The sequence below is a fragment of the Shewanella sp. JNE2 genome, assembly GCF_023159115.1.
In the GTDB taxonomy this organism is placed as follows: domain Bacteria; phylum Pseudomonadota; class Gammaproteobacteria; order Enterobacterales; family Shewanellaceae; genus Shewanella; species Shewanella putrefaciens.
The window spans coordinates 3,780,360-3,805,129 of record NZ_CP096169.1; the positions used below are offsets into that span (position 1 = coordinate 3,780,360).

Genomic DNA, 24,770 nt, shown 5'->3' on the forward strand with positions numbered 1-24,770 from the left:
AAACTGACTGAAACTGACTGAAACTGGCATTGTTAGATAGCGTTCGCTATGATGCGAACGCTTCTGATGTGAACGCTTAGGCAGGCTTAATCACCGATAAGTTTTAAGCACTCAATTTTATCTTTAACCGACGAGATCCAACGCTAACCCTATGCTGAAACCCGCTGACTTACTCAATGCCTTACGCCGTCGCAGCAGTGAAGCACTTGCCCCGCTGACAAAATCGACGTATTCAGCCTTAGGCCAAAGCCAAGATAAGTTCCAGGTGATAATGAGTCCACCAGCACCCAATCCAACTCAGGCACATATTTTCACCGGTTCATCACGTCCACTCTCATCACTACAAATTCAAGTACTAGAGCGAATTGAAACCTGTTATCAAACGGCCGAAATGACGCTTAAACGTGCATTCCCTCGCCCAATAACGCAATTTACGCTCAGGGGCAAAAGTGCAGGCACAGCCCATTTACAGCAGAACAGATTAAGATTCAATCCCGTATTACTGCGGGAAAACAGCGAAGCTTTTCTGACAGAGGTCGTGCCTCACGAAATTTGTCATCTACTGTGTTTTCAGCTTTTTGGTAAAACCAAACCCCACGGTAAAGAATGGCAATCTTTGATGCTAACGGTATTTAAGGTCAATCCAAAGACTACCCACAATTTCAACACCACCTCAGTTGCAAGCAAAGAGGTTGAATATCGCTGTGCCTGCGGACCGATTCGACTCAGTATTCGCCGCCATAACAAGGTTCTGCGCGGTGAAAGTCGTTATATCTGTAAACGCTGTAAGACCCATTTAACTGCTATCTAATTAAATCTTGGCCTAACCACTTTTAGCTTAAACACCCCTAAGTACGACTCAATTTGCATAAGCGACCGTCTTTCCCTTACCATCACGCCATAAAAGACGAGCCAGAGGCTCGCGTTGTATTTGTTATTTTGGGATAAATGTTGAACAAAGCCTCTTTAACCGTTTATTCACGGCGACTTTTGCTGTGCCTCATCACTTGGTCGGTGACCCTATCTGTCCCCACAAGTGCATCACCATCACACCCCAATAGTTTCAGCCAAGCGAAAACTAAGTCGCAGACGCTTTATGCTGGCAATCGTCAAGGTATGCTGCCCGCAGTCAGCTTTTATTGCGGCTGTGACATTCAGATTAAAGGCAAATCGTGGAAACCCGATCTCACCAGTTGTGGTTACCAAGTCCGTAAACAGGAAACTCGTGCTAACCGTATCGAGTGGGAGCATATAGTGCCCGCCTGGGAATTTGGCCATCAACTCCAATGCTGGCAAAAGGGTGGTCGTAAAAACTGCGCCGATAACAGCAATGAATTTAATAAGATGGAGGCAGACATGCACAACTTAGTGCCCGCCATAGGTGAAGTGAATGGTGATCGCAGTAATTTCCGCTTTAGCGAATGGAACGGTAAAGCCAATCAATATGGTCAATGTGCTATAGTTGTCGACTTTAAGAATCGTCAGGTACAGCCACCCGCGAATACCCGCGGTAAGATAGCCAGAACCTACCTGTATATGCAGCAGACCTATGGTCTTAAAATTGCCTCTAGCCAATTAAAATTGTTTAAGGCATGGGATAAAACCTATCCAGTTGATACTATTGAGTGCCAACGCGATAACGCCATAGCGCAGGTTCAAGGCAACCATAACCCCTTTGTGCAGAATGCCTGTAATGCGCCACCACAGCGTCAACAATTAGCCGAGTAAGGTCGACAATGAGAGTCCCAAGAATTTATCAACCTCAGCCATTAGCTATCAATCAACTGCTGAACTTAGACGAAGATGGCGCGGCCCATATCGGCAAAGTGTTACGCATGGGCAACGGTGAAAATATCAGTCTATTCAATGGCGATGGCAATGATTATCTTGCTGAAATTGTTGATGCAGGTAAAAAGCATGTCACAGTAAAATTGCTCTCCTGTGAGGCAAATTTATCAGAATCGCCACTCAACTTGCACTTAGGCCAAGTGATTTCCCGTGGCGATAGAATGGAGTTCACCATTCAAAAATCCGTCGAGCTTGGCGTGAATACGATTACGCCGCTGTTTTCTGATCGCTGCGGCGTGAAACTCAACGGTGAACGCCTAGAGAAAAAAATTCAACAATGGCAGAAGATCGTCGTGAGCGCCTGTGAGCAATCGGGACGCAGTCAAGTGCCCGTGGTTCGCCCAGCGATGGACTTACACGATTGGTGCAGTGAGCCGACCTCGGCACTTAAACTCAATCTGCATCCACGTGCCGCACACGGTATCAATGGCTTAGATTTAGCCCATACCCGCGTGCGTTTATTAATTGGCCCAGAAGGCGGTTTGTCGGCGGAAGAAATCGCCATGACAGAAACCTATCAGTTTACCGATGTGTTGCTTGGCCCCAGAGTGCTACGCACCGAAACCGCCTCGCTCACCGCCATTACAGCACTGCAACTTAGATTCGGTGATTTAGGCTGATCGACAAGCAACACCTAATTAATACTTTTTTGCCTGCGAACGGCGACAAATAAGGAACAGATTAATGATAAAACTCGGCATAGTGATGGACCCCATCAGTGAGATCAACATTAAGAAAGACTCCAGTTTTGCCATGTTAATGGCCGCGCAGGAAAGAGGTTATCAGCTGTTTTATATGGAAATGGCCGATCTTGCCATGGTCAACGGTGTGGCTATGGCCAATATGCGCCAGTTAACTGTTTTCAATGATGCGAGCAAATGGTTTGAACTCGGCGAAGCTACAGACACGCCGATGAGCGAACTCGACGTGATCCTAATGCGTAAGGACCCACCATTCGATACTGAGTTTATCTACGCCACTTATATGCTTGAACGCGCCGAAGAACAAGGCGTATTGATCGTTAACAAGCCACAAAGTTTGCGTGATGCTAACGAAAAACTGTTTACCGCATGGTTTAGCGAATTCACTCCAGAAACGATCGTAACCCGTGATGCCAAACGTATCCGCGCTTTCCACCAAGCGAAGGGCGATATTATTCTTAAGCCTTTAGATGGCATGGGTGGCACCTCGATTTTCCGCGTGAAGCAGGATGACCCAAACCTTGGTGTCATCATCGAAACCTTGACCAGTTATGGTCAACAATATGCGATGGCGCAAGCCTTTATCCCTGAGATAACCCAAGGCGATAAACGCATTTTAGTGGTCGATGGTGAGCCAGTGCCTTACGCCTTGGCGCGTATCCCAATGAAAGGCGAAACCCGTGGTAACTTAGCTGCTGGCGGTAGCGGTGTAGCCCAGCCTTTATCCGACAGCGATTGGGCGATTGCCCGTGCCATTGGTCCTGAGCTTAAAAAACGTGGACTGATTTTTGTCGGGCTAGATGTCATTGGTGACAAGCTGACTGAGATAAACGTGACAAGCCCAACCTGTATCCGTGAAATCCAAGCGGCATTTGATGTCGACATCACAGGTATGTTAATGGATGCTATTGAGGCGCGCGTTAAAGCCTCAGCTTGATTGAACTAATATGTTAACTTATAAGAGTTTGTTGTTCTAAGGCGCTATGAATTAGCTAGCGCCAAGCCACTTTCTAGGGATGTGATATGAGTTTCACCAAAGCGCCACTCTTGTTGCTCGGCATAGGCTTATTGCTATCGACTTCGACTTGGGCAAACATCGAAACAGGCCCAACAAAAGCACCATCTCGCCCGAAAAATATCGTCATTATGATAGGTGATGGTATGGGGCCTGCTTATACGAGCGCCTATCGTTACTACAAAGATAATCCAGATACCGAAGAAGTCGAACAAACCGTATTTGACCGTTTACTGGTGGGTATGGCGAGTACCTATCCCGCCAGTGTCAGTGGCTATGTTACCGACTCTGCGGCCGCCGCAACCGCGCTCGCCACAGGCGTTAAATCGTATAATGGGGCGATTTCAGTTGATACTCAAAAGCAACCACTACCGACCATACTCGAAAAAGCCAAATCCCTTGGCTTAAGCACAGGCGTAGCTGTTACATCACAAATCAACCATGCCACGCCAGCGGCATTTTTGGCCCATAATGAAAGCCGTAAAAACTACGATGCGATAGCACTCAGTTATTTAGAAACTAATGCTGATGTATTTTTAGGTGGCGGTCAAAAGTATTTCTCACCCGAGCTGCTAGCGCAATTTACAGCCAAAGGCTATCAACACATCACCCGTTTTGATGATCTCGCCACTATTACCCAACCTAAAGTGTTAGGTCTGTTTGCCGAGGTGCAATTGCCTTGGGCCATTGATGAAAAAGAAGCTAAAAAACTCAGCACCTTAACCCAGAAAGCCCTTAGTTTACTCTCACAAAATGAACAAGGGTTTGTACTCTTAGTTGAAGGGAGTTTAATCGACTGGGCGGGCCATAATAATGACATAGCGACTGTGATGGGGGAAATGGATGAGTTCTCTAATGCCATTGAAGTAGTTGAACAATTTGTTCGCCAAAATCCAGACACGCTAATGGTCATTACCGCCGACCACAATACTGGAGGTCTATCGATTGGTGCCAATGGTAACTACAACTGGAATCCCGAAATTCTGCGAAATATTTCTGCCAGTTCAGACACCTTAGCTTTAGCCGCCATTAGCGGAGATGAATGGCAAGCTGATCTCGCCCGTGGTTTAGGATTTGAGCTTAGCGAAGAAGAAGTGACCAAATTAAATGTTGCCAGAATGCAGGGGTTAGAAACCATGGCCATCGCGATTCGCCATGTTATCGATAAACGTACAGATACAGGATGGACAACTGACGGCCACACAGGTACAGATGTACAAGTCTTTGCTGCAGGTCCTGCATCAGAGCTGTTTAACGGCCATCAGGACAATACGGATATTGCCAATAAGATCTTAAGTTTATTGCCAAAACCGAAGAAATCCAAAAGTTAAGCTTTTGGCCCTTCAACACCTGACACTAAAGGCAACTGCATAATAGCGTTGCCTTTTTTATCACCCTTTGCTGAAACTCTTGGATGCAAACTGGCTGAATGACGAATAACGGGTATAATGCCCACACTTCAATCTATTGGTGTGAGTCACTGTGTTAACCAATCCATCGCAAGTTATCATTCGCAATCAAGACAGCCTAAACCAACATAAAGTGTTAGTGCTCAACCATGAAGCCGATCTACTGCCCAAAGCCCTGCTCGATGTCGCGGCCTCGGTCGATGCCCTCGCCTTGGATTATCACCATTATTTACACTTAGCGCCGCACGCGAATTCAAAACTGCGTTGCTACTTCGGCCACGAATTGCCACATCAAGACCCAATTAAACCAGAAAAGTACGATACGGTTATCGTTTACTTCCCCAAGGCTAAACCCCTCGCACCTTATCTGTTTAACCTCGCCGCCAGCTATCTTGTGCCTAACGGCCAACTGTTAGTGGTTGGGGAAAACAAAGGCGGCATTAAGTCTTTAGTTAAACTCTTGCCTGAGTATTTTGCGACGGGGATGAAGCTCGATAACGCCCGCCACTGCCTGCTATTTGGTAGCAATTTAGAGGGCCGCGCCCCGGCAATGAAACTCAGCGACTGGGTCAGCCAGTATCAACTCAGCACACCACAGGGTGAGATCAGTATCTGTAACTTAGTGGGGGTATTTAGTGAAAAACGGTTAGATCTCGGCACAGAATTATTGCTATCACACCTGCCCACACTCTCAGGTCGAGTGCTCGATTTTGGTTGCGGTGCTGGTGTGATTGCCGCCGCCTTACTCAAGGCACAACCGCATCTATCCTTGGAATGCATTGATATTAATGCCATGGCGTTAGCATCTTGTGAACTCACGCTTGCAGCCAATGGTATGACAGCTAAAGTTTACCCCTCTGATGGACTCGCTCAAACCACAGGAAAATTTAACGGTATTATTTCTAACCCACCGTTTCACGATGGTCTAACTAGCACAACTAATATAGCGAAAAATTTCGTTACAGACAGTGCAAAGCAATTACAGCATAACGGTATTTGGCAAATTGTTGCCAATCGCCACTTACCTTACTCTGATATCATTGCAGCAGAATTTGGCCAGTTAACAGTCCCCGCCGAAAACAATAAATACAAGCTGTATTACTTTCAGCAACAATAAGTCTCTACCTAAGCGACCGAAAGAGACACGTTGCAGCATCTTCTGTCGCTTAAAAACATTTGCACTTCCTGCCATAAATTTAGGTTGTGAGTATATTCAGAGTGGATTCAACATAAAAACATTCGCACTGATTTGTGAAACGGCTCACCCATCGATTTGCTACAACTAATGCAGCATTGATGCTGTTTTATCGCACCTAACATAGGTTTTTAACTATTGAAATATAAAATATTTGTTAAGTTAAAAATAAGCATAACCCTCGAAAAATGTGTTCATTTAAGATAAACCGCCAGAGATTACACTGCATAACGTCAAACATATCGTATAAAAAACTATTTAAAAACCAGCACATAGACTAAAAAAACAATAAAACAACATTTGCTGTTTTTAGCGTCAAAAAGGCTTCTTTGCACAAAGTCTCTACTGTTATACTCGAAACAGTATTTCCAACAATAATAAAACAAACTGGTAGGAAGCTCTCTATGTTGCCACCTGAACTTCTTGAGTTAAGCAGTGATAAAACAAAGGCGGAATTGCGTGTTATCCCAAATAACCACGGCCCTGTTACCCGTGAAGACATCATGCAACTCTTGTCCTTACCAGAATTCTCATCCCTGTTTCCACTAGAGCCTTCCATCAATAAAACTATCACTCAGATTAATGCTCTATGCCATCAAGAGGATGGTAAATTTGAACTATTTGCTGAAATAGCAGAACGGCGTAACGGCAGTGTTACGATTGACATCAGCCCAGATAAAATGCACGCCAGCATGACGCTTACAGCCGCTTGGGGTGGTAAAGCCGTTGATTTACCTGAAATCCTCACTCAACTCAAAAAACACAATGTATGTATGGGATTGAGTAAACTCAAGATCCAAGCATTAATGCAAAAACTCAGTAAGCTCAAGCCAGGTGAAAGCTGTCAAGGGGAGATTGCACAAGGTAAGATCCCCATTAATGGGAAAAATGCCATATTAGAACGTAAGGTGGCCCTCGCTCGGGAACGCTTACTACAACCACAAGAGCGCGCTGATGGTACCGTAGATATGCGTAATCTTGGCTCAATGATCATGGTAAAACCCAATGATATATTGATGGTCAAACATCCCGCGACAGAAGGCACTCCTGGTTACAATATTAAAGGCGAAGTGCTCAAACAAAAGCCGGGCAAAGATAATGTATTGCAAGCTGGGACAGGAACTGATTTTCACCCCAAAGATCCCAATAAACTTATCGCGACAGTTGCAGGCCAACCCGTAGAAACCCGAACGGGTATGAATGTGGATGATGTACTGCAGCTCAAAGATGTGGATATCAGTACAGGCCATGTCACCTTTAAGGGGAGTATTTTAATTACGGGTGATGTGCATGAGGGTATGCTTGTCAAAAGCTCTGGTGATATTACCGTAATGGGATTTGTGGATTCTGCCACCTTAGATGCAGAAGGTGATGTTACTGTAAGCAAAGGCATTATCGGCAGACAGATTAAAGCAAATGAATTTTCAACGAAGATCAATGCCCAAGGGCAAATCAGTGCACAATTTGTTCAGTATTCTCAACTGATTGCTAAAGGTAATATCCTCATTACCAAACAGTTATTACACAGTAATACTAAAACTGCCGCCAGCTTAACAGTAAGCGATGCCAGTGGACGCCGTGGCGATCTGGTGGGTGGTGTAGCCCAAGCCGAAAAAGGTATTAAAGCTGTTGTCATAGGTGCGACCGCAGGCACAAAAACAGAACTTTATTGTGCAATGGAACAAGCTGAGCTAAAACAAAATCTGAAATTGCTTGAAGAAGGTGTTCAAGCGATGGTGGTCGCCAGTTTAGATATCGAAGCTCGCCTCAATAAGCTACCACCCAAATCAGAATGGCAAGATGATCCCGTGATGGTTGAGCAGATAAAGATGATGCTCGATGAGAAAAATCGCATTTTAAATGAGCGGTCTCGGGAAGAACTTGAGTTCGATACACTTAAACAAGAAGTCGAAGGCTATTATGAAAAATACCGTGTTGAGGCTCTTAAGCACGTATTCCTTAATGTGGAGTTTCATATAGGACCTGCCAATCATCGTACAACAAGGGAACATGGAACTTGTTGCATAGCTAATATTAACCAAGAAATTAATTTCGACTATAACGCCAAAGCCAAGACTCCCACACCAAGCTAATAGCCAATATAGACGTAAGTGCGCTTACGTCTATATTAATCCAATCTAAGCATGGCATACTGCCTAGCAATGGCATGACTCCTATTGTTTTATTCGATCCCAATATTGTCATGCGACTCAGCCATGGCCTCACACTTTAGGGCTTGGATTTTCATCACAGGAGCAATAATGACCAGCGTCAAGATGTCGGACATTGAATGGCCCGCCGTAGTTAAGCTCATTCAAAATGATGAACTGCTTTATCTTGCCCACCAACGGGATTGGTTAGAGCTAGCCTGCCTTTACCAGCATCACTTTACTGATAAAGATCAATTGCTTGATAGTAAAGGCCACCGCTACTATATCAATGCAAATTCCCGCACTGTTTATGAAGATCCTATCGGTGAACTCCCCACATTACTCCAACAGGAGCAACTGCTACCATTAACAGAATTTATCAAATGGGTGCAAAACCATGCCAAAGCCTTAGGACACTGCTGCGTAGCTAAACTTGCCTTCACCACGATTAGCCAAGGAATAGAAATCGTACGCACTCTAGATGAATAGATTGATATTAATCATCTTAGCTATCTGTTCATGCTTTGGGATTTTGACGTCATGGGATATATGCTAGTTTTTTGCGCTAAAAAACGCTTGGATCTTAAAAGCTAATATCCTCGCTATAAATTCACAGGCATAATTTGTCAGAACCGAAATCGCATTAACGGCGCACACGCCATGTTTTCTGGTCCAGCAATACGAATTACAGTAACGGATTGCCTTAGGTAAAAACCACCCTCAGATACACGAACAAATGGAACCCAAATTGGAACTACTTAAGATTGACTGCTTAGGCAAACAACTGCGTTTAGAAGGCTCCCTCGCAGGATGGCAGCAACTATTCTGGGACAACAACTTAGTCTCACAAAAATCTGCCTCTATTGATAATGGCGGACTCAGAATACATGAATTTGAACTCAGCCAATTTAACAGCCCACTGGTTACCGAAGGCGGAGAACAAAGTTCCCTCGAAGCTAAAATCATCATTCGTCTTGAAACCGATTTAGTCTGGCAGCCATTTCGCTTCGATTATCGCCTGCTACAGGATGATGAAGTCATAGCCCAAGGAACACGTACCGAAAAAGATATCGAAAGACAACATCCTGAAATCCCTATCGTTAAACAACAAAAGTTAAGCATTGTTGGGCTGGCATCCCTTGGATTTAAATTATTAAAAAGTGCCAAAGTAATTAAAGTGGCACTAGCCGGAGCCAGTGTTGCTGCCTATTCTTGGCTATTTTCGTTTCAGTTTGCACTGGCATTGATCGCCTGTTTAGTATTTCACGAATACGGCCATATCCGCGCGATGAAGTATTTTGGGATGAAAACCAAGGGAATTTACCTGATCCCTTTTATGGGTGGGCTCGCTCTTTCCGATGAAAAAATTAATACACGTTGGCAAGATGTCGTGATATCCATCATGGGGCCCACTTTTGGCTTATTCATGTCTATAGGCTCATTGATTGCCTACCACGCTACGGGCAATGTGTTTTTTGCGGGGCTTGCAGCCTTTAATGCTCTACTTAATTTGTTTAATTTATTGCCTATTTTGCCATTAGATGGCGGCCATATTTTAAAAAGTATTAGCTTTTCAATGAACAGTGTAATGGGGCTTATCGCCTGTGCGGTAGGAGCCGCTTTTGGCGTTTATGTTAGCTACACCTTTAGTTTAGCATTACTCGGTTTTTTACTGTTAATAGGCAGTTTGGAAATTATCTTTGAATGGCGAACTCGCCATCAAAGCCATTTACTACCTCTCGATAGATATGGGCAAATCTTCTCAACTATCTGGTATTTACTGACTGTCGGCGCCTTAGTAGGTATTATCTGGCACTTAGCTGGAACAGGTGACGATATGCTTAGCCTGCCACTTAAGATACTGCAAAGCTAATATCTGCACCGCCCCGTGTGGTCACGGGGCTGATGCCTGCACAACACAATTTCGACCTTGTCTTTTACCACGATAAAGCGCTTCATCAGCACGTGCTAACGTGCTGTGCCAATTTTCATCCCCTAAAACGGCAACACCGAGTGTCATCGTCACAGGTATAGTTTGCTCTTCAAAGCTGAGGTGGCTACAAGCAACAATTTCGCGTAATCGCTCAGCGACTTTCATCGCTTCTATTATATCCGTATTGGGTAGCAGCAATAAAAACTCCTCTCCTCCCCAACGTGCAACTACATCATATTCCCTCAACACTCCCTGTAATAAATTAGCGACATTAACCAACACATGATCGCCAGCAGCATGACCATAGCTATCATTAATACGTTTAAAATAATCAATATCACATAAAACTAAGCTCATCGATGCGTGCGTACGTAATGTTCTTGCCGCTTCTCGATCAATAAGTGCAGTTAAGCTCCGGCGGTTAATCAGCCCTGTTAACTCATCTGTATTAGCCACATTACGTAGCGCAGTAATGGCTGACATTACAATTTGTGAATACGCATAGGATACACCGGCGAGCAAAGCACACGCACCGAGCACATTGATATGGCGAAATAAACTAATCATTTCATCGGAATAAAGATAATAAGGCTCGTAATCAATAAACCAAATATCACAAATAAGAAAGAAGACTATGATGATCAAAGCTTGTATTAGTTTATAAAATAATGGCTTAAAAATACTTGCAAATGATGGTGGTATAGTCGCAAGAAGATAATATTGAAATCCAGCATCAGCACCTAAAATGAGTACTGACGATAGAGATTGACTAAATACCACCACCCAAGACCACTGAATAATTGGTGGTAATTGTTTAGGGTGAGAGTGAGCACAGTAGCTTAACCAAAGGTGATAGCTTAACCCTAAGGTATAAATAAATGCTAAAGGCCATACGGATAAAAATACAAACAGGATGGCAAAAATGCCATTTATGGTAATAGAAAATGGCCTAATACCATTGAGTAGTTGCAGTGCTTCTTGGGATGCCGCAGCAGAATGGGCACTAAGCTCGTCATCTTTTGCTCCAGTCGTTGTAATCAAGCTCTGCATACTAGCACCCAACTGATTGTAATTTACCTCTACATTATATAGTAGCAAGTGTTTGGCAAATCAGATGAAACCATATTCGTTAATAACCTCACTGACCAATCAATAATATAAAGCCGCAGCAACAAGAGTTGCTGCGGCTTTATATATAAAAACAAAATTAGTTAGAAATCTGAGCAATCTCTGGGGCGATATCGCTCCCACCAAGGGCTTGGTAGAGCGTTGCTTGGGCCGTCAGTTGGTTATAGCGGTTTTCGAGTAAAGACGCCTCCGCTGCGCGTCGATTTTCTTGGGCATTAATCCAATCTTGAATACCTATCGCACCATGGCGATACTGGCTTTCATAAATGGCCTCGACCGCTACCGCAGCATTATACTGTTGCTGTAATTTGTCTCCTTGATAAGCAAATTGCTGCTTAGCCGAGATGGCATTATCAACATCCTCAAAGGCGGAATACAGTGTCTTACGGTAATTTACGACTGCAGTTTGATAATCAATTTCAGCAATGTCGTTATTAATTTGCATTTGATTCCACTGTAAAAATGGCAACACTAAGCCTGCACCTAAACTACCAACTGGATTGCGCAATAATTCTTTTAACTCTGAGGTCGACTCCCCCACACTGCCGGTTAAACTCAAACTCGGAAAGTAACGGGTATAAGTCGCATCTTTACTGGCGAGTGCTGAACGTAATTGATATAAAGATGCCTTCACATCAGGGCGTCTCACCAATAGATCCGCTGGCATCCCCACGGCAATCTCCGGCACTGCAACATCAGGTAAGGCGTTAATCTCAACGAAAGCCTCTCCTGGTGCTTGATTCAGTAAAATGGCAAGCGCATTTCCCGCCTCCGTTAACTGTTGAATAAGTTGACTATGGGATGCCTCTTGTCCCGCTAGGCTACGCTTGGCCTCTAACACATTGACTTGAGTCACCGCACCAGAATCATACTGACGCTGGGTTAATGCCAGTGTTTGTCGACTGTGGTCAATACTACGGCTGCTTAAAGCAATCCTTTGATTTAAATAGCCCATCTTCCAATAAAGCGATGCTGTAGTTGCCACTAAACTTTGAGTGGTACTTTCTCTATCCTCCGCACTCGCTAATGCCAACCACTGAGCTTGATCCATCTCTGCCGAGACTTTTCCCCATAAATCGACTTCATAACTGACTGAAAGCTTGGCCTGATAGCTCTTGGTTGATTCGCCACCATCTAGGGGGTTACTGCGCGATGCAGAAAGGTTTGAGGATAACTGCGGGTAAAGTGCATCTTGAGCAAGCCCTGCCTGTAAACGCGCCTTACGTAGTGTCAAGGTTGCAAGGGCTAAGTCATTGTTACTGCTTAGGACTTGGCTTACTAACTTATTAAGATCTGGCTGCTGAAACTGCTGCCACCAAGGATCAACTCTCACCTGTTCGTTGACCTGTGTATGCTGCCAATGACTTGGTATCGTCAACGCGGGGGGCTCAAAGTCTGAGCGCATAAAACTACCGCAGCCGCCGAGTAATGCAACACCTACAGCGATGGCGCAAGTACGTAACATAATTTTACGATTTAATATTAGATTATTCATGGTGTTATTACTCTCTTGCTAAGGCGTCAACGGGATCTAATCGCGCCGCGTTGCGGGCGGGTAAAAAGCCAAATAGCACACCGATTAACGTCGAACAGGCAAAAGCAGCGACAATCGAGGTAGTGGAATAAATCATTTGGAAACTACCTCCCGTTTGAGCAAACACCACGCCAATTAAATAGGCCAAGGCGATACCTAAAGTGCCACCACATAAACAGACCAACACAGCTTCAATCAGGAACTGACGCAAAATATCACTCTGACGCGCCCCGACTGCCATACGTACACCAATTTCACGAGTACGTTCGGTTACCGAAACCAACATGATATTCATCACCCCAATCCCGCCCACAATCAGGGATATCACCGCAATTGCCGAGATAAGCAAGGTCATCGTTGCCGTCGTTTTTTCAATATTCTGTCTAATTGCATCCGTATTAATAGTGAAAAAATCCTCTATTCCATGGCGCATTTTCAGCAAAGTTATAATGCCCTGTTCAGCGGCATTACTCGGCACCGATTCATTGAGTCTTACGGTGATACCATTCAGGTAGTTTTTCCCGACAATACGTCCCGATAGCGTTGTATAAGGTAGCCACACATTCAGTGAATCACTTTTACCAAATACGCTGTCTTTAGGTTCAGTCACACCAATAATCCGCACGGGTAGATTCCCGATAAAAATCACCTCACCAATAGGTGAATTACGAGGGAATAACTCTTTACGAACCTTATCGTCAATCACAGCATCTTGAGCAAGCGATGAAACACTATCTTCATCCCAGAACTGCCCCATAGCCAGCTCATAACCTCGTACCCTGAAGAACTCTGGGCCAACACCATTCACGACCGTGGTAACCGCTTTATTGCCATAACGCAACGTCATACTTGAATCAACGGTTGGTGTAACACTGTCAACGTAAGGTAAGTGTTTCAATGCATCGGCATCTTTAACAATTAAGGTTTTCACTTTTCCTGAACGGCGATCACCAAACCCAAAGCCTGGGCGAATATCAATCGTATTAGTCCCCATTGAGCTAATGCTATTAAGAATTTCTCGCTGGGAACCTTCTCCTAATGCAACGACGGAAACAACCGAGGCAATACCAATAATAATGCCAAGCATAGTGAGAAAGGTGCGTAATCTGTGAGTCGACATGGCAAGTAGCGCCATTTTGAACGCTTCAACATATCTATCCCACGAGGCCACTCGAATACGGCTATTTATCTTAGTGACAACCGTATCGACTTGCTTTGGTGCCTTAGTTTTACGTTCGTCACTGATAATAATGCCGTCTTTAATTTCAATAATCCGGTCGGCATATTGGGCCACATTCATATCGTGGGTCACGATAATAATGGTATGACCATCGCTGTGAAGCTCCTGCAACAACTGCATCATTTCTTCACCGCTGTGGCTATCCAACGCCCCCGTTGGCTCGTCAGCAAGGATCACATCACCGCCATTCATCAACGCACGCGCCACACTGACCCGCTGCTGCTGACCACCACTGAGCTGATTAGGTTTATGATCGAGTCGATCACCTAATCCTAAGCGAGTTAATAAATGTTCGGCTCTGTCTTTTCTGGCACTTCGTTCTTTACCTGCATAAACCGCAGGAACTTCCACGTTACCTATCGCAGTAAGATCGCTAAGTAAATGATAACGCTGAAAAATAAAACCAAAATGTTCACGCCGTAATTGAGCTAGCTCATCGGCATCCATGGTGGAGGTATCTTGTCCATTGATAAAGTACGCCCCCTTCGACGGTTTATCTAAGCAGCCAAGAATATTCATTAGGGTCGATTTGCCCGAACCAGAGGCGCCGACAATGGCAACCATCTCGCCACGTTCAATCGTTAAGTTCACATCTTTTAGTACGGTAAGCTGCTGTTCTCCCGCCTGAAAAGTGCGATAGCAACCTGAAATTTCAAGTAATGTGGCACTCACAATTAAAACCTCACACTAGGTGGGCGGCGCAGTTTGCTGCTCTCTTCCGATGAAGGCATACCCAGCACAACTAAGTCGCCTTCATTTAAACCTGAGGTAATTTCGGCATTAATTTTGTTGTTAATACCTACGGTGACATCCACGTATTGCACTTGATTATTCACTAATACAGGTACTTGATACTGAGGCCCACGATGACGCTTAGGTTCGCTAGACTGCGTATCTTTGTCTTTATCTAGCAGCGGTGCAGTTTGCTTATCCCTTGGCTTAATCCGTAAGATTTGTGAAGGCACGAGTAATGCGTTCTCTGCTTTAGCAAGCACAATTGAAATCTGGGTTGTCATTCCAATACGTAAAGTACGATCTGGATTTTTCACATCAAATAAACCGTAGTAGTAAATAGCTTCTGTCGTGCTTGAGCTTGAACTTGAACTACTACTGCTCTCCATTGAAGTCGGTCCTGGCTCAATTGCCCTAATGGTCGCGTGATAGGGACGATTAGGTTGTCCAAGAATCGTAAAATAAACAGCTTGGCCAGGTTTAACGTTGATAATATCAGCCTCCGATATTTCAGCCTTGACGGTCATAGTATCAAGCTGTGCCATTTCAACTATGGTTGGTGTCGTTTGATTCGCGTTAACGGTTTGCCCAACTTCGACAGCAGAATATACAACGGTGCCATCCATAGGCGCGGTAATTTTGGTATAACCTAAATCAATCTTGGCACTATCAACTTTAATTTCAGCCTGTTGTTTTTGAGCCTCTAATTGTTCTATTTCAGCTTGATAAACAGTCAAAGTTGCTTCTGCCGCTTCATAAGACGCTCGAGAACTAGCATTATCTGCTAGCATTTGTTGTTGACGAACAAACTCAAGTTTGGCTTGCTGTATTTGTGCTTGCTTTGCACGATATTGAGCATTGATAATTTTCAGTGAGGCTAAAGCTTCTTTGATCGTATTCTGTTGTGCCAAGCTGTCGATTTGAGCAATTAAATCGCCTTGCTTAACCTCATCACCTGACTGTACAAACAAACTGTCAATCTGCCCCGACACCTGTGCACCAACACTGACTTGCTTTAATGCCTGTAACGTACCATTTGCAAGCACTGTACTTTCAATATCACCGATATATACCGCTTCTGTAACATAGGCTGGCGGTGTTTCTGGTTTATACCACAGGGAAAATGCTCCCCCACCAATGATAATAAGGCCGCTAATCACAATCAGCAGTTTACGCTTTGAGGATTTTTTCATCGGTATATTCACATCCAATAAACTAAAAAGCCGCAAGCATATTGCTCACGTAGAAAGATTAAATTATGTAGGTAGTATATAGAGTTAATAAAAGACAGTAGACGAAGGAAATGTCGTTAACAGGTAAAGATTTGCAAATATCTGTGTAGATAGTTACAAGGCAAACACGGTTGAGTGATGCTTAGGCTGTAATGCCAATTTAGTGTGATACCGAATCGTCGGGTTGTAGATTATCGGGGTCTATATTCCTCAAACAGGCGAAACATGGCAAGTCGATAACTCAAGGATTAAAGCGGATGCATAAACATCCGCCTTCTATCGTATTGATATTATTGATAATAAATAAGTTAACAATTAACCTAGTCGGCGACGCAGTTCCCGTGTGGCATCGACCATGTTTTTTAAGGCGGGTTCGACTTCATCCCAAGTGCGGGTTTTTAGACCACAATCTGGGTTGACCCACAGTTGACGTACGGGCACTTTTTGCGCCGCTTTCTCGATTAAGTGTACCATGGCCTCCACACTTGGGGTGTTTGGCGAATGAATGTCATACACACCTGGGCCAATTTCATTTGGATACTCAAAATCTTCGAAGGCGTTGAGTAACTCCATCCGTGAGCGCGAAGTCTCGATAGTAATCACATCGGCATCCATGGCGGCAATCGCGGCAATCGTATCGTTAAACTCGCTGTAACACATGTGGGTGTGGATTTGAGTCTCATCAATCACGCCAGCAGCGCTGAGTTTAAAGGCATTGACCGCCCAATCTAAATAGGCTTGCCACTCACTTTGTTTCAATGGCAGACCTTCACGGAAGGCGGGCTCATCGATTTGTATAATGCCAATACCGGCATTTTGTAAGTCCACCACTTCATCACGAATAGCCAGCGCCAGCTGAGTCGCAATCACATCGCGGCCGATATCCTCACGGGCGAATGACCAATGCAGAATCGTCACAGGGCCAGTTAACATGCCTTTTACAGGCTTGTCGGTGAGACTTTGGGCAAACTCGGCCCAATCAACCGTCATCGCCTTTGGACGACTAACATCACCATAGATCAACGGCGGCTTAACACAGCGTGAGCCATAACTTTGCACCCAACCATTTTTAGTAAAGCCAACGCCCGCAAGCTGTTCACCAAAATATTCCACCATATCGTTACGCTCGGCCTCACCATGAACCAGTACATCGATACCGAGTTTAAGCTGGCGGTCGATAGTATCGCGGGTGACTTGTTGTAATTGCTCGGTATATTGTGCATCACTCAGCTCACCCTTGCGCCAGCGACTACGTAGTCCACGGATTGCTGGTGTTTGTGGGAAGGAGCCAATGGTGGTGGTCGGCAACAGAGGTAAACGATACTTCTGCTGCTGCACAGCTTGGCGTACGCTGAAATCACTAACGCGCTCATAATCGGCAGATGTCAAGGCAGCAACGCGAGCAATCACTTGACTGTCGGCGGCCTGCGCTTTCGCCTCACGGCGTGCCAAACAGGTTTGCACAATCTCTTTTGCCGCGACCGATTCAGGTGCCAGTAGTAATTGGCGCACATTGGCCAGTTCGAGTAATTTTTGCTTCGCAAACGCGAGTTGTTGACGCAGCGCGGGCTCAAGCGTGGCTTCCACCTCTAAATCCACAGGACTGTGCAGGAGTGAGCAAGAGGTGCCAATCCACAAGCGATCTCCTAGATCACGGGCAACCGCGCCTATGCGTTCGGCAATCAAATCCGCCTCTGCCGCCCACACGTTGCGACCATTGACCACACCCGCCGACAAAATTTGATCTTGACCAAGCGCATTGGCAAAGACTGCCAATTGATCCGGCGCTGTGACTAAATCGACATGCAACCCCGCAACAGGCAAAGCCGATACCAGCGCCTGATGGTGAGCGATACCACCGTAATAACTGGTAAGAAAGATCTTCACCTTCGCAGTGCTGAGTGCTTGATACGCCTCAGTGATCGCCGTTTGCCATTCGCCATCCAATTCCAATGCGAGAATGGGCTCATCGAGCTGTACCCATTGCACTCCCTGAGCCGCAAAACGCGCCAAAATGTCAGCATAAGCAGTTAATAAATTGGGTAATAAGCTTAACTTATCAAACTCTTGGCCCACTGTTTTAGCTAGGTACAAGTAGCTAACAGGGCCGAGTAGCACAGGTTTTGCTTTATAACCTAAGGACTGCGCTTCGCTGACTTCATCGAAAAATTGCTCATAGGTAATCGAAAACACTTGGTTTTGGCTGAGCTCAGGTACCAGATAGTGATAGTTAGTATTGAAATACTTGGTCATTTCAGAGGCTGGCGCATCTTGGCCCGTTGGCGCTCTGCCGCGGGCAACACGGAATAAAGTATCGAGATCGATTGCTCCTTCACCACGATGACGCTCAGGAATGGCATTTAAAGTCGCGCTTAAGGTCAGCACTTGATCATAAAAGGCAAAATCACCTACGGGAACTTGCTCAATGCCAGCAGCAGCTTGCCACTGCCAATGGTTGCGGCGAAGTTCACTCGCCACTTCACGCAATTGTGCCTGAGTGCTCTCACCACGCCAGTATTTTTCTAAGGCAAATTTCAATTCACGACGACGCCCGATACGGGGAAACCCAAGACTATTTAATTGCATACCATATCTTCCTTTATTTGAGATAAGCCATATTCGGCACTTGCACCCACCAGATTGTTTTCTCTTGGCACTTTTCAGCATTTCAGCCTTGATAAATAACAATGGGCGTTTGGACGTCTAGAAGTTTATTGTGTTAGTCTCTATCCCAGCAACCGAATTGATTTCAAGCACAACATGAGCGAAATTCACTTGGAGTGAACATGATCGAACTAAGACACCTGCGAACCTTAATGGCCCTGAAAGAAAGCGGCAGTTTGGCGGGCGCGGCCAAAAAACGTTTTGTCACTCAATCCGCCCTCTCCCACCAGATTAAGGAGTTGGAACAACGAATTAACTCACCCATTTTTGTGCGTAAGAGTAAGCCACTGTCATTCACCCAAGAAGGTGCACGCCTGCTGCATCTGGCCGAAGAGATTTTGCCTAAGGTGTTAGAAACCGAGACAGATTTGAAGAATGGGCTGGAAACCGAAACCAATCAGTTGCGCGTCGGCATTGAGTGCCATAGCTGTTTTCGCTGGTTAATGCCTGTGATGGAGCAATTTAGGCAAGATCATCCAGCAGCCGAGTTAGACTTGTCGAGCCGTCACCTGTTCGACTCGCTCAATGCCTTAGAAATGGGTGAACTGGATATTGTATTAACCTCAGATCCTGTGCCTGGGCATTCACTCGCCTACCAGCATTTGTTTGATTTTGAAGTGAAGTTAGTGGTTGCAAAAGATCATCCCTTAGCAAAAGAAGCCTATGTCACCCCTAAGCAATTAGCACACTTGCCTATTATCAGTTATCCGGTGCCGTTGACGCGTTTAGATATTTATCGCCATTTTTTAGAGCCTGCGGGCATAGAGGCAGGCGAGCAAAAAACCTGTGATTTAACCATGATGTTATTGCAACGCATCGCCTGTAAAGACGGCATAGCCGCACTGCCAAGTTGGTCGATAAATGAAGGACATGGACTGAGTCTCGCCACGGTAAAACTCGGCCAAGAAGGCTTAAAACGCCCGCTATTTGGCGCCTATCGCCGCCACAGCGCAAACTCAGCATTGATCCAAAATTGGTTACAACTGGTGGCGAGTGAAGGTTTATCCCGCCAGCATAAATCTAATTGATTCAGGTAGTAAGCCCAATAAAAAGCCTGCAAATACAGGCTTTTTATTGGGCTAATATGCTATCAAATCTAAAAATTACAACGGATTCATTAATAGTCCGCGCATAGATAAGATACGGCGCAGAATTAACCCTGGAGAATTGGGATTTCGAGTCTGCCGTAGATTATGGGCAATCATAAATTCTTGACGCAGATCTTGATCTAAATCTAATGATTCAAACGCTTCTATGGTTAAGGTTTGCTGCTGTTTATCAATCAATGACTTAATTACACTTAACGGGAAAGATTGCTCAGCACTAGCATTAAGGTAAGCAAATGCGGTGAGCGCAATAATTTGGCCAAAAACACTAAAGAGCGCTAAGGTTTGTACTTCATCGGGATCAACCTCAACGCCTTCCATACCCACCAAACTGTCTACCGCATCAATCGCAATACTTTCTGTTAATTTCCAATAACCTTGAACTAACTTTTTATAGGGCTGCGGTAGCTCATCGAGGCGTTCTTTAAGGTAGAAAGTGAAAGCATAACGATAAATATTGACCTGCCCTAAACGGATCAACGCTTCTTTTAATGAGCGAGATTTGTGATTTGCCACCACGGCCGCCTGCGCAGAATTACTACGCATTAACATATGTGCCGCCAATGCAGGGTCACTCGAAATAATATCGATCACATTACGAATATCGCCTTCGGCAAGGATCGCTTTTTTAAGGGGAATGAGAATTCCTCTCCGGCCAATCACTTGCTCTTCATTTGCGATGATCGCCCTAACTTGAGTAAAAACCTGTTGCTCAAGATCAGTCATAAGACACTTTTCACCTGTTTACTAAAAATTAAGATGATTCGATTACGACCCATATCATACCCAAAATTCAAAGAATTTCAGCACTTAGTCATTGATTGTGTAATGAAGATAACCATAAATTAATATGGTCGTCGGTAACTCAAAGTGACCGCACAAAAAAATGTTTTGTAATCCACTGTTTTAAAAGGCTTTAACTTATACCCGCTCCACATGAGTCATACAATTAAGTAAAACACCTCAACACCATTTCTACAACAAAACCAACTTGGTTATAGTTAAGTTACAGCCCATGTTGCTCAACATCTGCACACAAATACAGCGATAACAGCAACCCTAAAAGCTAATCCAAAATAAACGGCTAAACTGAACTCTATCCTGAAAAAACAAAAGCTAAAAACATCAGCGCAATAAACATAACGCATTGAAAAATAACCACTAACTTTCTAAAAAATAACTTATATTCAAATTAATGCTGAATAACAATCAAAGAAAATAAGTTTAAAACCACCAAAAGATCACAATTACACGCTAAACTCATATCAAAAAACAATCAAATGTGACTAAAATCAACAAAAACAATCTATTTGAAAAGAAAAATTAACTTAAGTATTATGGATAAAATGTGTTTTTTTTGCTCAAAACTCAGAAATGGCAAGCGTTTTGACTGTTTCAGATAACTTAACGGAGAGAAAGATGAGATACAGTAAATTTACAATTGCTTTGTTATGCTTTTTTGTAAGTAACTCGTTCGCCATAGAATTGATAACAACAACTGAAAACCAAGCTGTAAATGAGATCAAGCAAGAATTTGACATTGATAATTTGTTGATATCTGTAAATAATCGATTATCTGAGCATCAACAAAATGAGTATGATTACAAATTACTACTTACAAATATTAAAAATGAAAAAGAGAATTATAATAAAGCAATATTAGAGTTACCGAATGCAATTTTAAAAGATAATAACGCTAGCAATTATTTCAAACAAATTGAAACCTTAGTTAAAAAAATTGACTCACTTGAAAAACAATCTGTCAGTGATGAAATTAAAAATAAAGAAAATTATCAGGGAATATTAAAACAGTACGACATTATCAATAGTAAACGCTTACAGAAAATAGAACAGCTTTCTTCATTAAAAAAGAAAATCGTAAATCGTATTATAACTGAATTATCAAGTGCTGAAAATGTTAAATCTATTGACTTAGAAAGCTCAATGACCTGTTCTAAGTTTCAATCTATAAATGATTGTTTAAAAGACACTGAAAAATATACTGTTAAAAATACTATCAATTCAGATCCTTTCCTTAGCGATAAAAGTGTTCTTCTATCATATAAAGTAATTGATGCAAGTATGAATATGAATGGTGAATTACACTATAAAGTTAATATGACTTTTAAACCGTCATATAACAATAAAATCGAGTCTATGCTCAATGACAAACTTGGCCTGAAGTCTACAGTCGTCACACTGACTAGCAATGTCGATGCTGATTGGTATGTTGATGGTGCTAAAGTAGGCACTGGCAAAAAGGTAAACTCTGAAGTCACCTTGGGTAAACATGGGATCGTTGCATCCTATAAAACAATGAAAAAATCTACGGTAGAAACAATCGAAACATTAGAATCAAATCTTGTTTTCAACTATTTATTTGATGATATAGACAATCAATCTGCACTTAAGTAATAGTGCATCATTTAAGCGTAAAAAAGCCACCTTAAAAATGATTTAAAGGTGGCTAAATATATTTTATAAGTGATTAGAAGCGATAACCTAAGGTTAGACGGATATCACGACCTCGGCCAGAATAATAACTATCCCACAAACCACCACCATAATAACCTGAGCTAACATATTCTTTATCGAACAAATTATCGACGCGTAGACTCGCTAACCAAGCATCACGATTATAATTTAAGGCTAAATTACCGAGCACATAACTTGCCAGCTTATCGCCTTCATTAGCATTATCGCCTTCAATAAAACGATTACCCGTATAAATCGCCTCGGCAAACACTTGGAAATGCTCGGCGAAATCCATACTGATATAACCACGTCCAGTATGTTTTGCCACCCAAGACAGTGCTTTACCATCATTCACCCCATCGGTAAATTCGGCATCGATATAGTTATATTCAAGCCCTAATTGCAGTGCTTGAGTGATCTGCCAATCCCAGTCTGCGCTCGCACCATAACGGCGTGAGGCATCGGCATTGACGTTCGCGCCTTGGAAACTACCACCAACAGGTTTTTCCGCACTGGGGTCGAAGACAATTTCATCTTCTAAATCGAGGCGGTATAAGCTTACGCGCAGGCTTTGGCTAGCAACAGTCCAATCCCAACCCGCCTCATAGGAGCGGCCCGTCTGCGGCTTTAGGCCATAGACATCTTTCGGGGTGTAGGCTTGCTCATCGACCTTAGCGAAACGGAAGTTTTCATCGCCGCGTAGATAGAATCTGTGCTCGGCGCTTGGGCGATAGTTTAGACCGAACTCGAATGCGGTCGCATCTTCATCTAAATCAATACCATTTGGATAGACATTGCCATCGACTAACTCGTCGGTTACCCGCGCATAACGTCCACCTACCACATAGCTTAAGCTGTGGCTTAATGGCACTGTGGCCTGTACATAAGCACTTTGCATTTCTTGCACATTGCTACGCGCCATAGTGTTATAGTCGGCCTTACCACGGCTAAGATCTAAACCTGTCACTAGATTTAGCTCACCTTGGCGAGTGGTATAATTTGCTAAGGCCTTAGGACTAAACATTAAGAGAGAACGGGTATTATGACTACCTGCCCCCCAGTTCAGCGAGGTCACTAAGGTATCGCTATAATCCAGATCCGCCGCTAAGGCCCAATTTGGGTTAAGCTGATGCTCATAACCACTGCGCGCCGCTGTGGTCATCTCATGGACATATTCGCTTTTATTGGAAGATTGACGAGGGTTTTGTTTAAATTGATCTTTGGTAAGTGAACCGGGATTTTCACGGTCATCATCGTAATAGCTGGTTTCAACAAAAAAAGCATCTGTATTAGTTTTATATTGAATACGGCCTAAAATCGAGCCAGTTTCATTGGCATTATGCTTGCGATAGTTATCACCTTGGTTGTAGCTACCTGTAAAAAAGTAACGCCAGTCTTTATTGATGGCGCCAGATATATCACCGCGACCTTCATAGGTATCAAAGCTGCCACCCGATAATTGCACACTGCCGCTAGTGTTTTCGGGTGACTTAGTCACAATGTTAATCACCCCACCGACAGCTTGGTCGCCATAAAGCACACCCGCACTGCCCGATAAAATCTCAATACGTTCAACAAGGTTAAGCGGAATCGCATTGAGGCTTGGCGCAGCGATATCGATATTATTCAGACGACGGCCATCGAGTAAAATCAGTGTATTGTTAACAGCAGTGCTGGCGCTAAAACCGCGCATCGCAAAGCTAGTCCCAATATTATTATCCGAAATTTGAATACCGCTTCGACCGCGTAGTACATCAGTCAAACTCGTTGCACCGCTCATTTCAATTGCAGCGGCATCAATCACATTCACATTGGCAGCAATGTTTAGCGGGGTATTGTCTGTACGGCCAATCACGACAAGATGCTCATCGACTCTAGCGGTATGGGTATCGTCGGCCGCCAGAGCGGGCGCGATAATTGAAAAACTGCAAAGGCTGCCGATCAGCAGCGCGATTTTAGTTGGATTTGTTCCCATTTTACCTTTAACTCCTACAAGGAAAACGGGGCATTGACGCCACGATACCGTTGATTAAGCGTAAATACTGACGGTGATTATCGCATTTTGAGATCTGCCCACCGAAATCTCAAAAACACCTTTAGGGCCGGTCTCCGGACTTAGGCTATGTTAATCCATTAAAAGTTGGATTAACGCGAGACTGACCTTTCACATTCTGATTATCGGGTTCTGTCTTGAACTCACTTATCAAACGCGGTCTTCTCTCACCTTTTACCGTTGCGGGGGCAGTGCCAGAATCTCACTGGCTTCCCGATTATCTCGCGGCTTGAGCACGCAAGCACCTCAGAAGGTTGACTAAAAATTTGATATATAGGGCTAAAGAAACGTCATTCATTTCTTTATACCTATCTACTCTACATCAAGCGCGAGCATTATAGACGTCTATACGGAT

At 44.0% G+C, this 24,770-nt stretch carries 18 protein-coding genes and 1 riboswitch; of the genes, 11 read left to right on the plus strand and 7 right to left on the minus strand.

Going from position 1 to position 24,770, the window contains the following annotated elements; translation table 11 throughout:
* The first annotated feature begins 151 nt into the window (after nucleotides 1-151).
* From MZ182_RS16865 to MZ182_RS16905, 9 genes are all read left to right on the plus strand, one after another.
* Nucleotides 152-811 (plus strand): SprT family zinc-dependent metalloprotease, encoded by a 660-nt coding sequence (locus MZ182_RS16865; RefSeq protein WP_248066661.1) that lies wholly within the window; start codon nucleotides 152-154, stop codon nucleotides 809-811.
* A gap of 137 nt (nucleotides 812-948) precedes the next feature.
* A complete protein-coding gene (endA, locus tag MZ182_RS16870; protein ID WP_248066659.1) occupies nucleotides 949-1,728 on the plus strand; it encodes an endonuclease in 780 nt (259 codons plus the stop codon).
* 8 nt (nucleotides 1,729-1,736) lie between these two features.
* Nucleotides 1,737-2,468, plus strand: coding sequence for a 16S rRNA (uracil(1498)-N(3))-methyltransferase (gene rsmE / locus MZ182_RS16875; protein ID WP_011788161.1), 732 nt, complete (start codon nucleotides 1,737-1,739; stop codon nucleotides 2,466-2,468).
* A 64-nt stretch (nucleotides 2,469-2,532) separates the two neighbouring features.
* Nucleotides 2,533-3,486, plus strand: coding sequence for a glutathione synthase (gene gshB / locus MZ182_RS16880; protein ID WP_248066658.1), 954 nt, complete (start codon nucleotides 2,533-2,535; stop codon nucleotides 3,484-3,486).
* 86 nt (nucleotides 3,487-3,572) lie between these two features.
* Nucleotides 3,573-4,895 carry an alkaline phosphatase gene (locus tag MZ182_RS16885; RefSeq protein ID WP_011788159.1) on the plus strand — a complete coding sequence of 441 codons (1,323 nt, stop codon included), beginning with the start codon at nucleotides 3,573-3,575 and terminating at the stop codon, nucleotides 4,893-4,895.
* Between the two features lie 151 nt (nucleotides 4,896-5,046).
* Nucleotides 5,047-6,090 (plus strand): methyltransferase, encoded by a 1,044-nt coding sequence (locus MZ182_RS16890; RefSeq protein WP_014611291.1) that lies wholly within the window; start codon nucleotides 5,047-5,049, stop codon nucleotides 6,088-6,090.
* A gap of 482 nt (nucleotides 6,091-6,572) precedes the next feature.
* Entirely contained in the window at nucleotides 6,573-8,261 is a 1,689-nt protein-coding gene (locus MZ182_RS16895) for a DUF342 domain-containing protein (protein WP_011788157.1), read from the plus strand.
* Nucleotides 8,262-8,429: 168 nt separating this feature from the next.
* Nucleotides 8,430-8,807, plus strand: coding sequence for a DUF4144 family protein (locus MZ182_RS16900; protein WP_011788156.1), 378 nt, complete (start codon nucleotides 8,430-8,432; stop codon nucleotides 8,805-8,807).
* A 247-nt stretch (nucleotides 8,808-9,054) separates the two neighbouring features.
* The gene (locus tag MZ182_RS16905) at nucleotides 9,055-10,191 is read left to right on the plus strand and encodes a site-2 protease family protein (protein WP_248066656.1); all 1,137 of its coding nucleotides are present in this window, start codon (nucleotides 9,055-9,057) and stop codon (nucleotides 10,189-10,191) included.
* A 21-nt stretch (nucleotides 10,192-10,212) separates the two neighbouring features.
* Here MZ182_RS16905 and MZ182_RS16910 read toward each other — a convergent pair whose 3' ends face one another.
* The 5 genes from MZ182_RS16910 to metE form a co-directional block, all read right to left on the minus strand.
* Nucleotides 10,213-11,301, minus strand: a complete 1,089-nt coding sequence (locus tag MZ182_RS16910; RefSeq protein WP_011788154.1) for a GGDEF domain-containing protein — start codon at nucleotides 11,299-11,301, stop codon at nucleotides 10,213-10,215.
* Between the two features lie 157 nt (nucleotides 11,302-11,458).
* Nucleotides 11,459-12,874 carry an efflux transporter outer membrane subunit gene (locus tag MZ182_RS16915; protein ID WP_248066654.1) on the minus strand — a complete coding sequence of 472 codons (1,416 nt, stop codon included), beginning with the start codon at nucleotides 12,872-12,874 and terminating at the stop codon, nucleotides 11,459-11,461.
* 7 nt (nucleotides 12,875-12,881) lie between these two features.
* The gene (locus tag MZ182_RS16920) at nucleotides 12,882-14,825 is read right to left on the minus strand and encodes a MacB family efflux pump subunit (RefSeq protein ID WP_248066652.1); all 1,944 of its coding nucleotides are present in this window, start codon (nucleotides 14,823-14,825) and stop codon (nucleotides 12,882-12,884) included.
* A gap of 2 nt (nucleotides 14,826-14,827) precedes the next feature.
* Nucleotides 14,828-16,078 (minus strand): efflux RND transporter periplasmic adaptor subunit, encoded by a 1,251-nt coding sequence (locus MZ182_RS16925; RefSeq protein ID WP_041412158.1) that lies wholly within the window; start codon nucleotides 16,076-16,078, stop codon nucleotides 14,828-14,830.
* Between the two features lie 354 nt (nucleotides 16,079-16,432).
* Complete coding sequence (gene metE / locus MZ182_RS16930) at nucleotides 16,433-18,703, minus strand: 5-methyltetrahydropteroyltriglutamate--homocysteine S-methyltransferase (RefSeq protein ID WP_248066650.1); 2,271 nt, start codon at nucleotides 18,701-18,703, stop codon at nucleotides 16,433-16,435.
* 200 nt (nucleotides 18,704-18,903) lie between these two features.
* On the opposite strand from metE, the gene MZ182_RS16935 reads away from it, so the two are divergent.
* Complete coding sequence (locus MZ182_RS16935) at nucleotides 18,904-19,809, plus strand: LysR family transcriptional regulator (protein ID WP_011788149.1); 906 nt, start codon at nucleotides 18,904-18,906, stop codon at nucleotides 19,807-19,809.
* Between the two features lie 75 nt (nucleotides 19,810-19,884).
* On the opposite strand, the gene MZ182_RS16940 is transcribed toward MZ182_RS16935, so the two are convergent.
* On the minus strand, nucleotides 19,885-20,613 hold the full coding sequence (locus MZ182_RS16940; protein ID WP_011788148.1) for an HDOD domain-containing protein: 729 nt from the start codon (nucleotides 20,611-20,613) through the stop codon (nucleotides 19,885-19,887).
* Nucleotides 20,614-21,306: 693 nt separating this feature from the next.
* Between MZ182_RS16940 and MZ182_RS16945 the strand changes: the two genes are divergently transcribed.
* Nucleotides 21,307-22,302 (plus strand): hypothetical protein, encoded by a 996-nt coding sequence (locus tag MZ182_RS16945; RefSeq protein ID WP_248066648.1) that lies wholly within the window; start codon nucleotides 21,307-21,309, stop codon nucleotides 22,300-22,302.
* A 73-nt stretch (nucleotides 22,303-22,375) separates the two neighbouring features.
* On the opposite strand, the gene MZ182_RS16950 is transcribed toward MZ182_RS16945, so the two are convergent.
* Nucleotides 22,376-24,337, minus strand: coding sequence for a TonB-dependent receptor (locus tag MZ182_RS16950; RefSeq protein ID WP_248066645.1), 1,962 nt, complete (start codon nucleotides 24,335-24,337; stop codon nucleotides 22,376-22,378).
* Nucleotides 24,338-24,444: 107 nt separating this feature from the next.
* Nucleotides 24,445-24,679: riboswitch (cobalamin riboswitch) on the minus strand.
* Between the last annotated feature and the right edge of the window lie 91 nt (nucleotides 24,680-24,770).

Excerpts from the sequence above, each read along its gene's own strand:
- gshB (WP_248066658.1), top strand. The coding sequence starts at position 2,533 with ATGATAAAACTCGGCATAGTGATGGACCCCATCAGTGAGATCAACATT.
- endA (WP_248066659.1), top strand. The coding sequence starts at position 949 with ATGTTGAACAAAGCCTCTTTAACCGTTTATTCACGGCGACTTTTGCTG.
- rsmE (WP_011788161.1), top strand. The coding sequence starts at position 1,737 with ATGAGAGTCCCAAGAATTTATCAACCTCAGCCATTAGCTATCAATCAA.
- MZ182_RS16900 (WP_011788156.1), top strand. The coding sequence starts at position 8,430 with ATGACCAGCGTCAAGATGTCGGACATTGAATGGCCCGCCGTAGTTAAG.
- MZ182_RS16895 (WP_011788157.1), top strand. The coding sequence starts at position 6,573 with ATGTTGCCACCTGAACTTCTTGAGTTAAGCAGTGATAAAACAAAGGCG.
- MZ182_RS16925 (WP_041412158.1), bottom strand. The coding sequence starts at position 16,078 with ATGAAAAAATCCTCAAAGCGTAAACTGCTGATTGTGATTAGCGGCCTT.
- MZ182_RS16885 (WP_011788159.1), top strand. The coding sequence starts at position 3,573 with ATGAGTTTCACCAAAGCGCCACTCTTGTTGCTCGGCATAGGCTTATTG.
- MZ182_RS16865 (WP_248066661.1), top strand. The coding sequence starts at position 152 with ATGCTGAAACCCGCTGACTTACTCAATGCCTTACGCCGTCGCAGCAGT.
- MZ182_RS16940 (WP_011788148.1), bottom strand. The coding sequence starts at position 20,613 with ATGACTGATCTTGAGCAACAGGTTTTTACTCAAGTTAGGGCGATCATC.
- MZ182_RS16950 (WP_248066645.1), bottom strand. The coding sequence starts at position 24,337 with ATGGGAACAAATCCAACTAAAATCGCGCTGCTGATCGGCAGCCTTTGC.
- MZ182_RS16945 (WP_248066648.1), top strand. The coding sequence starts at position 21,307 with ATGAGATACAGTAAATTTACAATTGCTTTGTTATGCTTTTTTGTAAGT.
- metE (WP_248066650.1), bottom strand. The coding sequence starts at position 18,703 with ATGCAATTAAATAGTCTTGGGTTTCCCCGTATCGGGCGTCGTCGTGAA.
- MZ182_RS16905 (WP_248066656.1), top strand. The coding sequence starts at position 9,055 with ATGGAACCCAAATTGGAACTACTTAAGATTGACTGCTTAGGCAAACAA.
- MZ182_RS16915 (WP_248066654.1), bottom strand. The coding sequence starts at position 12,874 with ATGAATAATCTAATATTAAATCGTAAAATTATGTTACGTACTTGCGCC.
- MZ182_RS16910 (WP_011788154.1), bottom strand. The coding sequence starts at position 11,301 with ATGCAGAGCTTGATTACAACGACTGGAGCAAAAGATGACGAGCTTAGT.
- MZ182_RS16935 (WP_011788149.1), top strand. The coding sequence starts at position 18,904 with ATGATCGAACTAAGACACCTGCGAACCTTAATGGCCCTGAAAGAAAGC.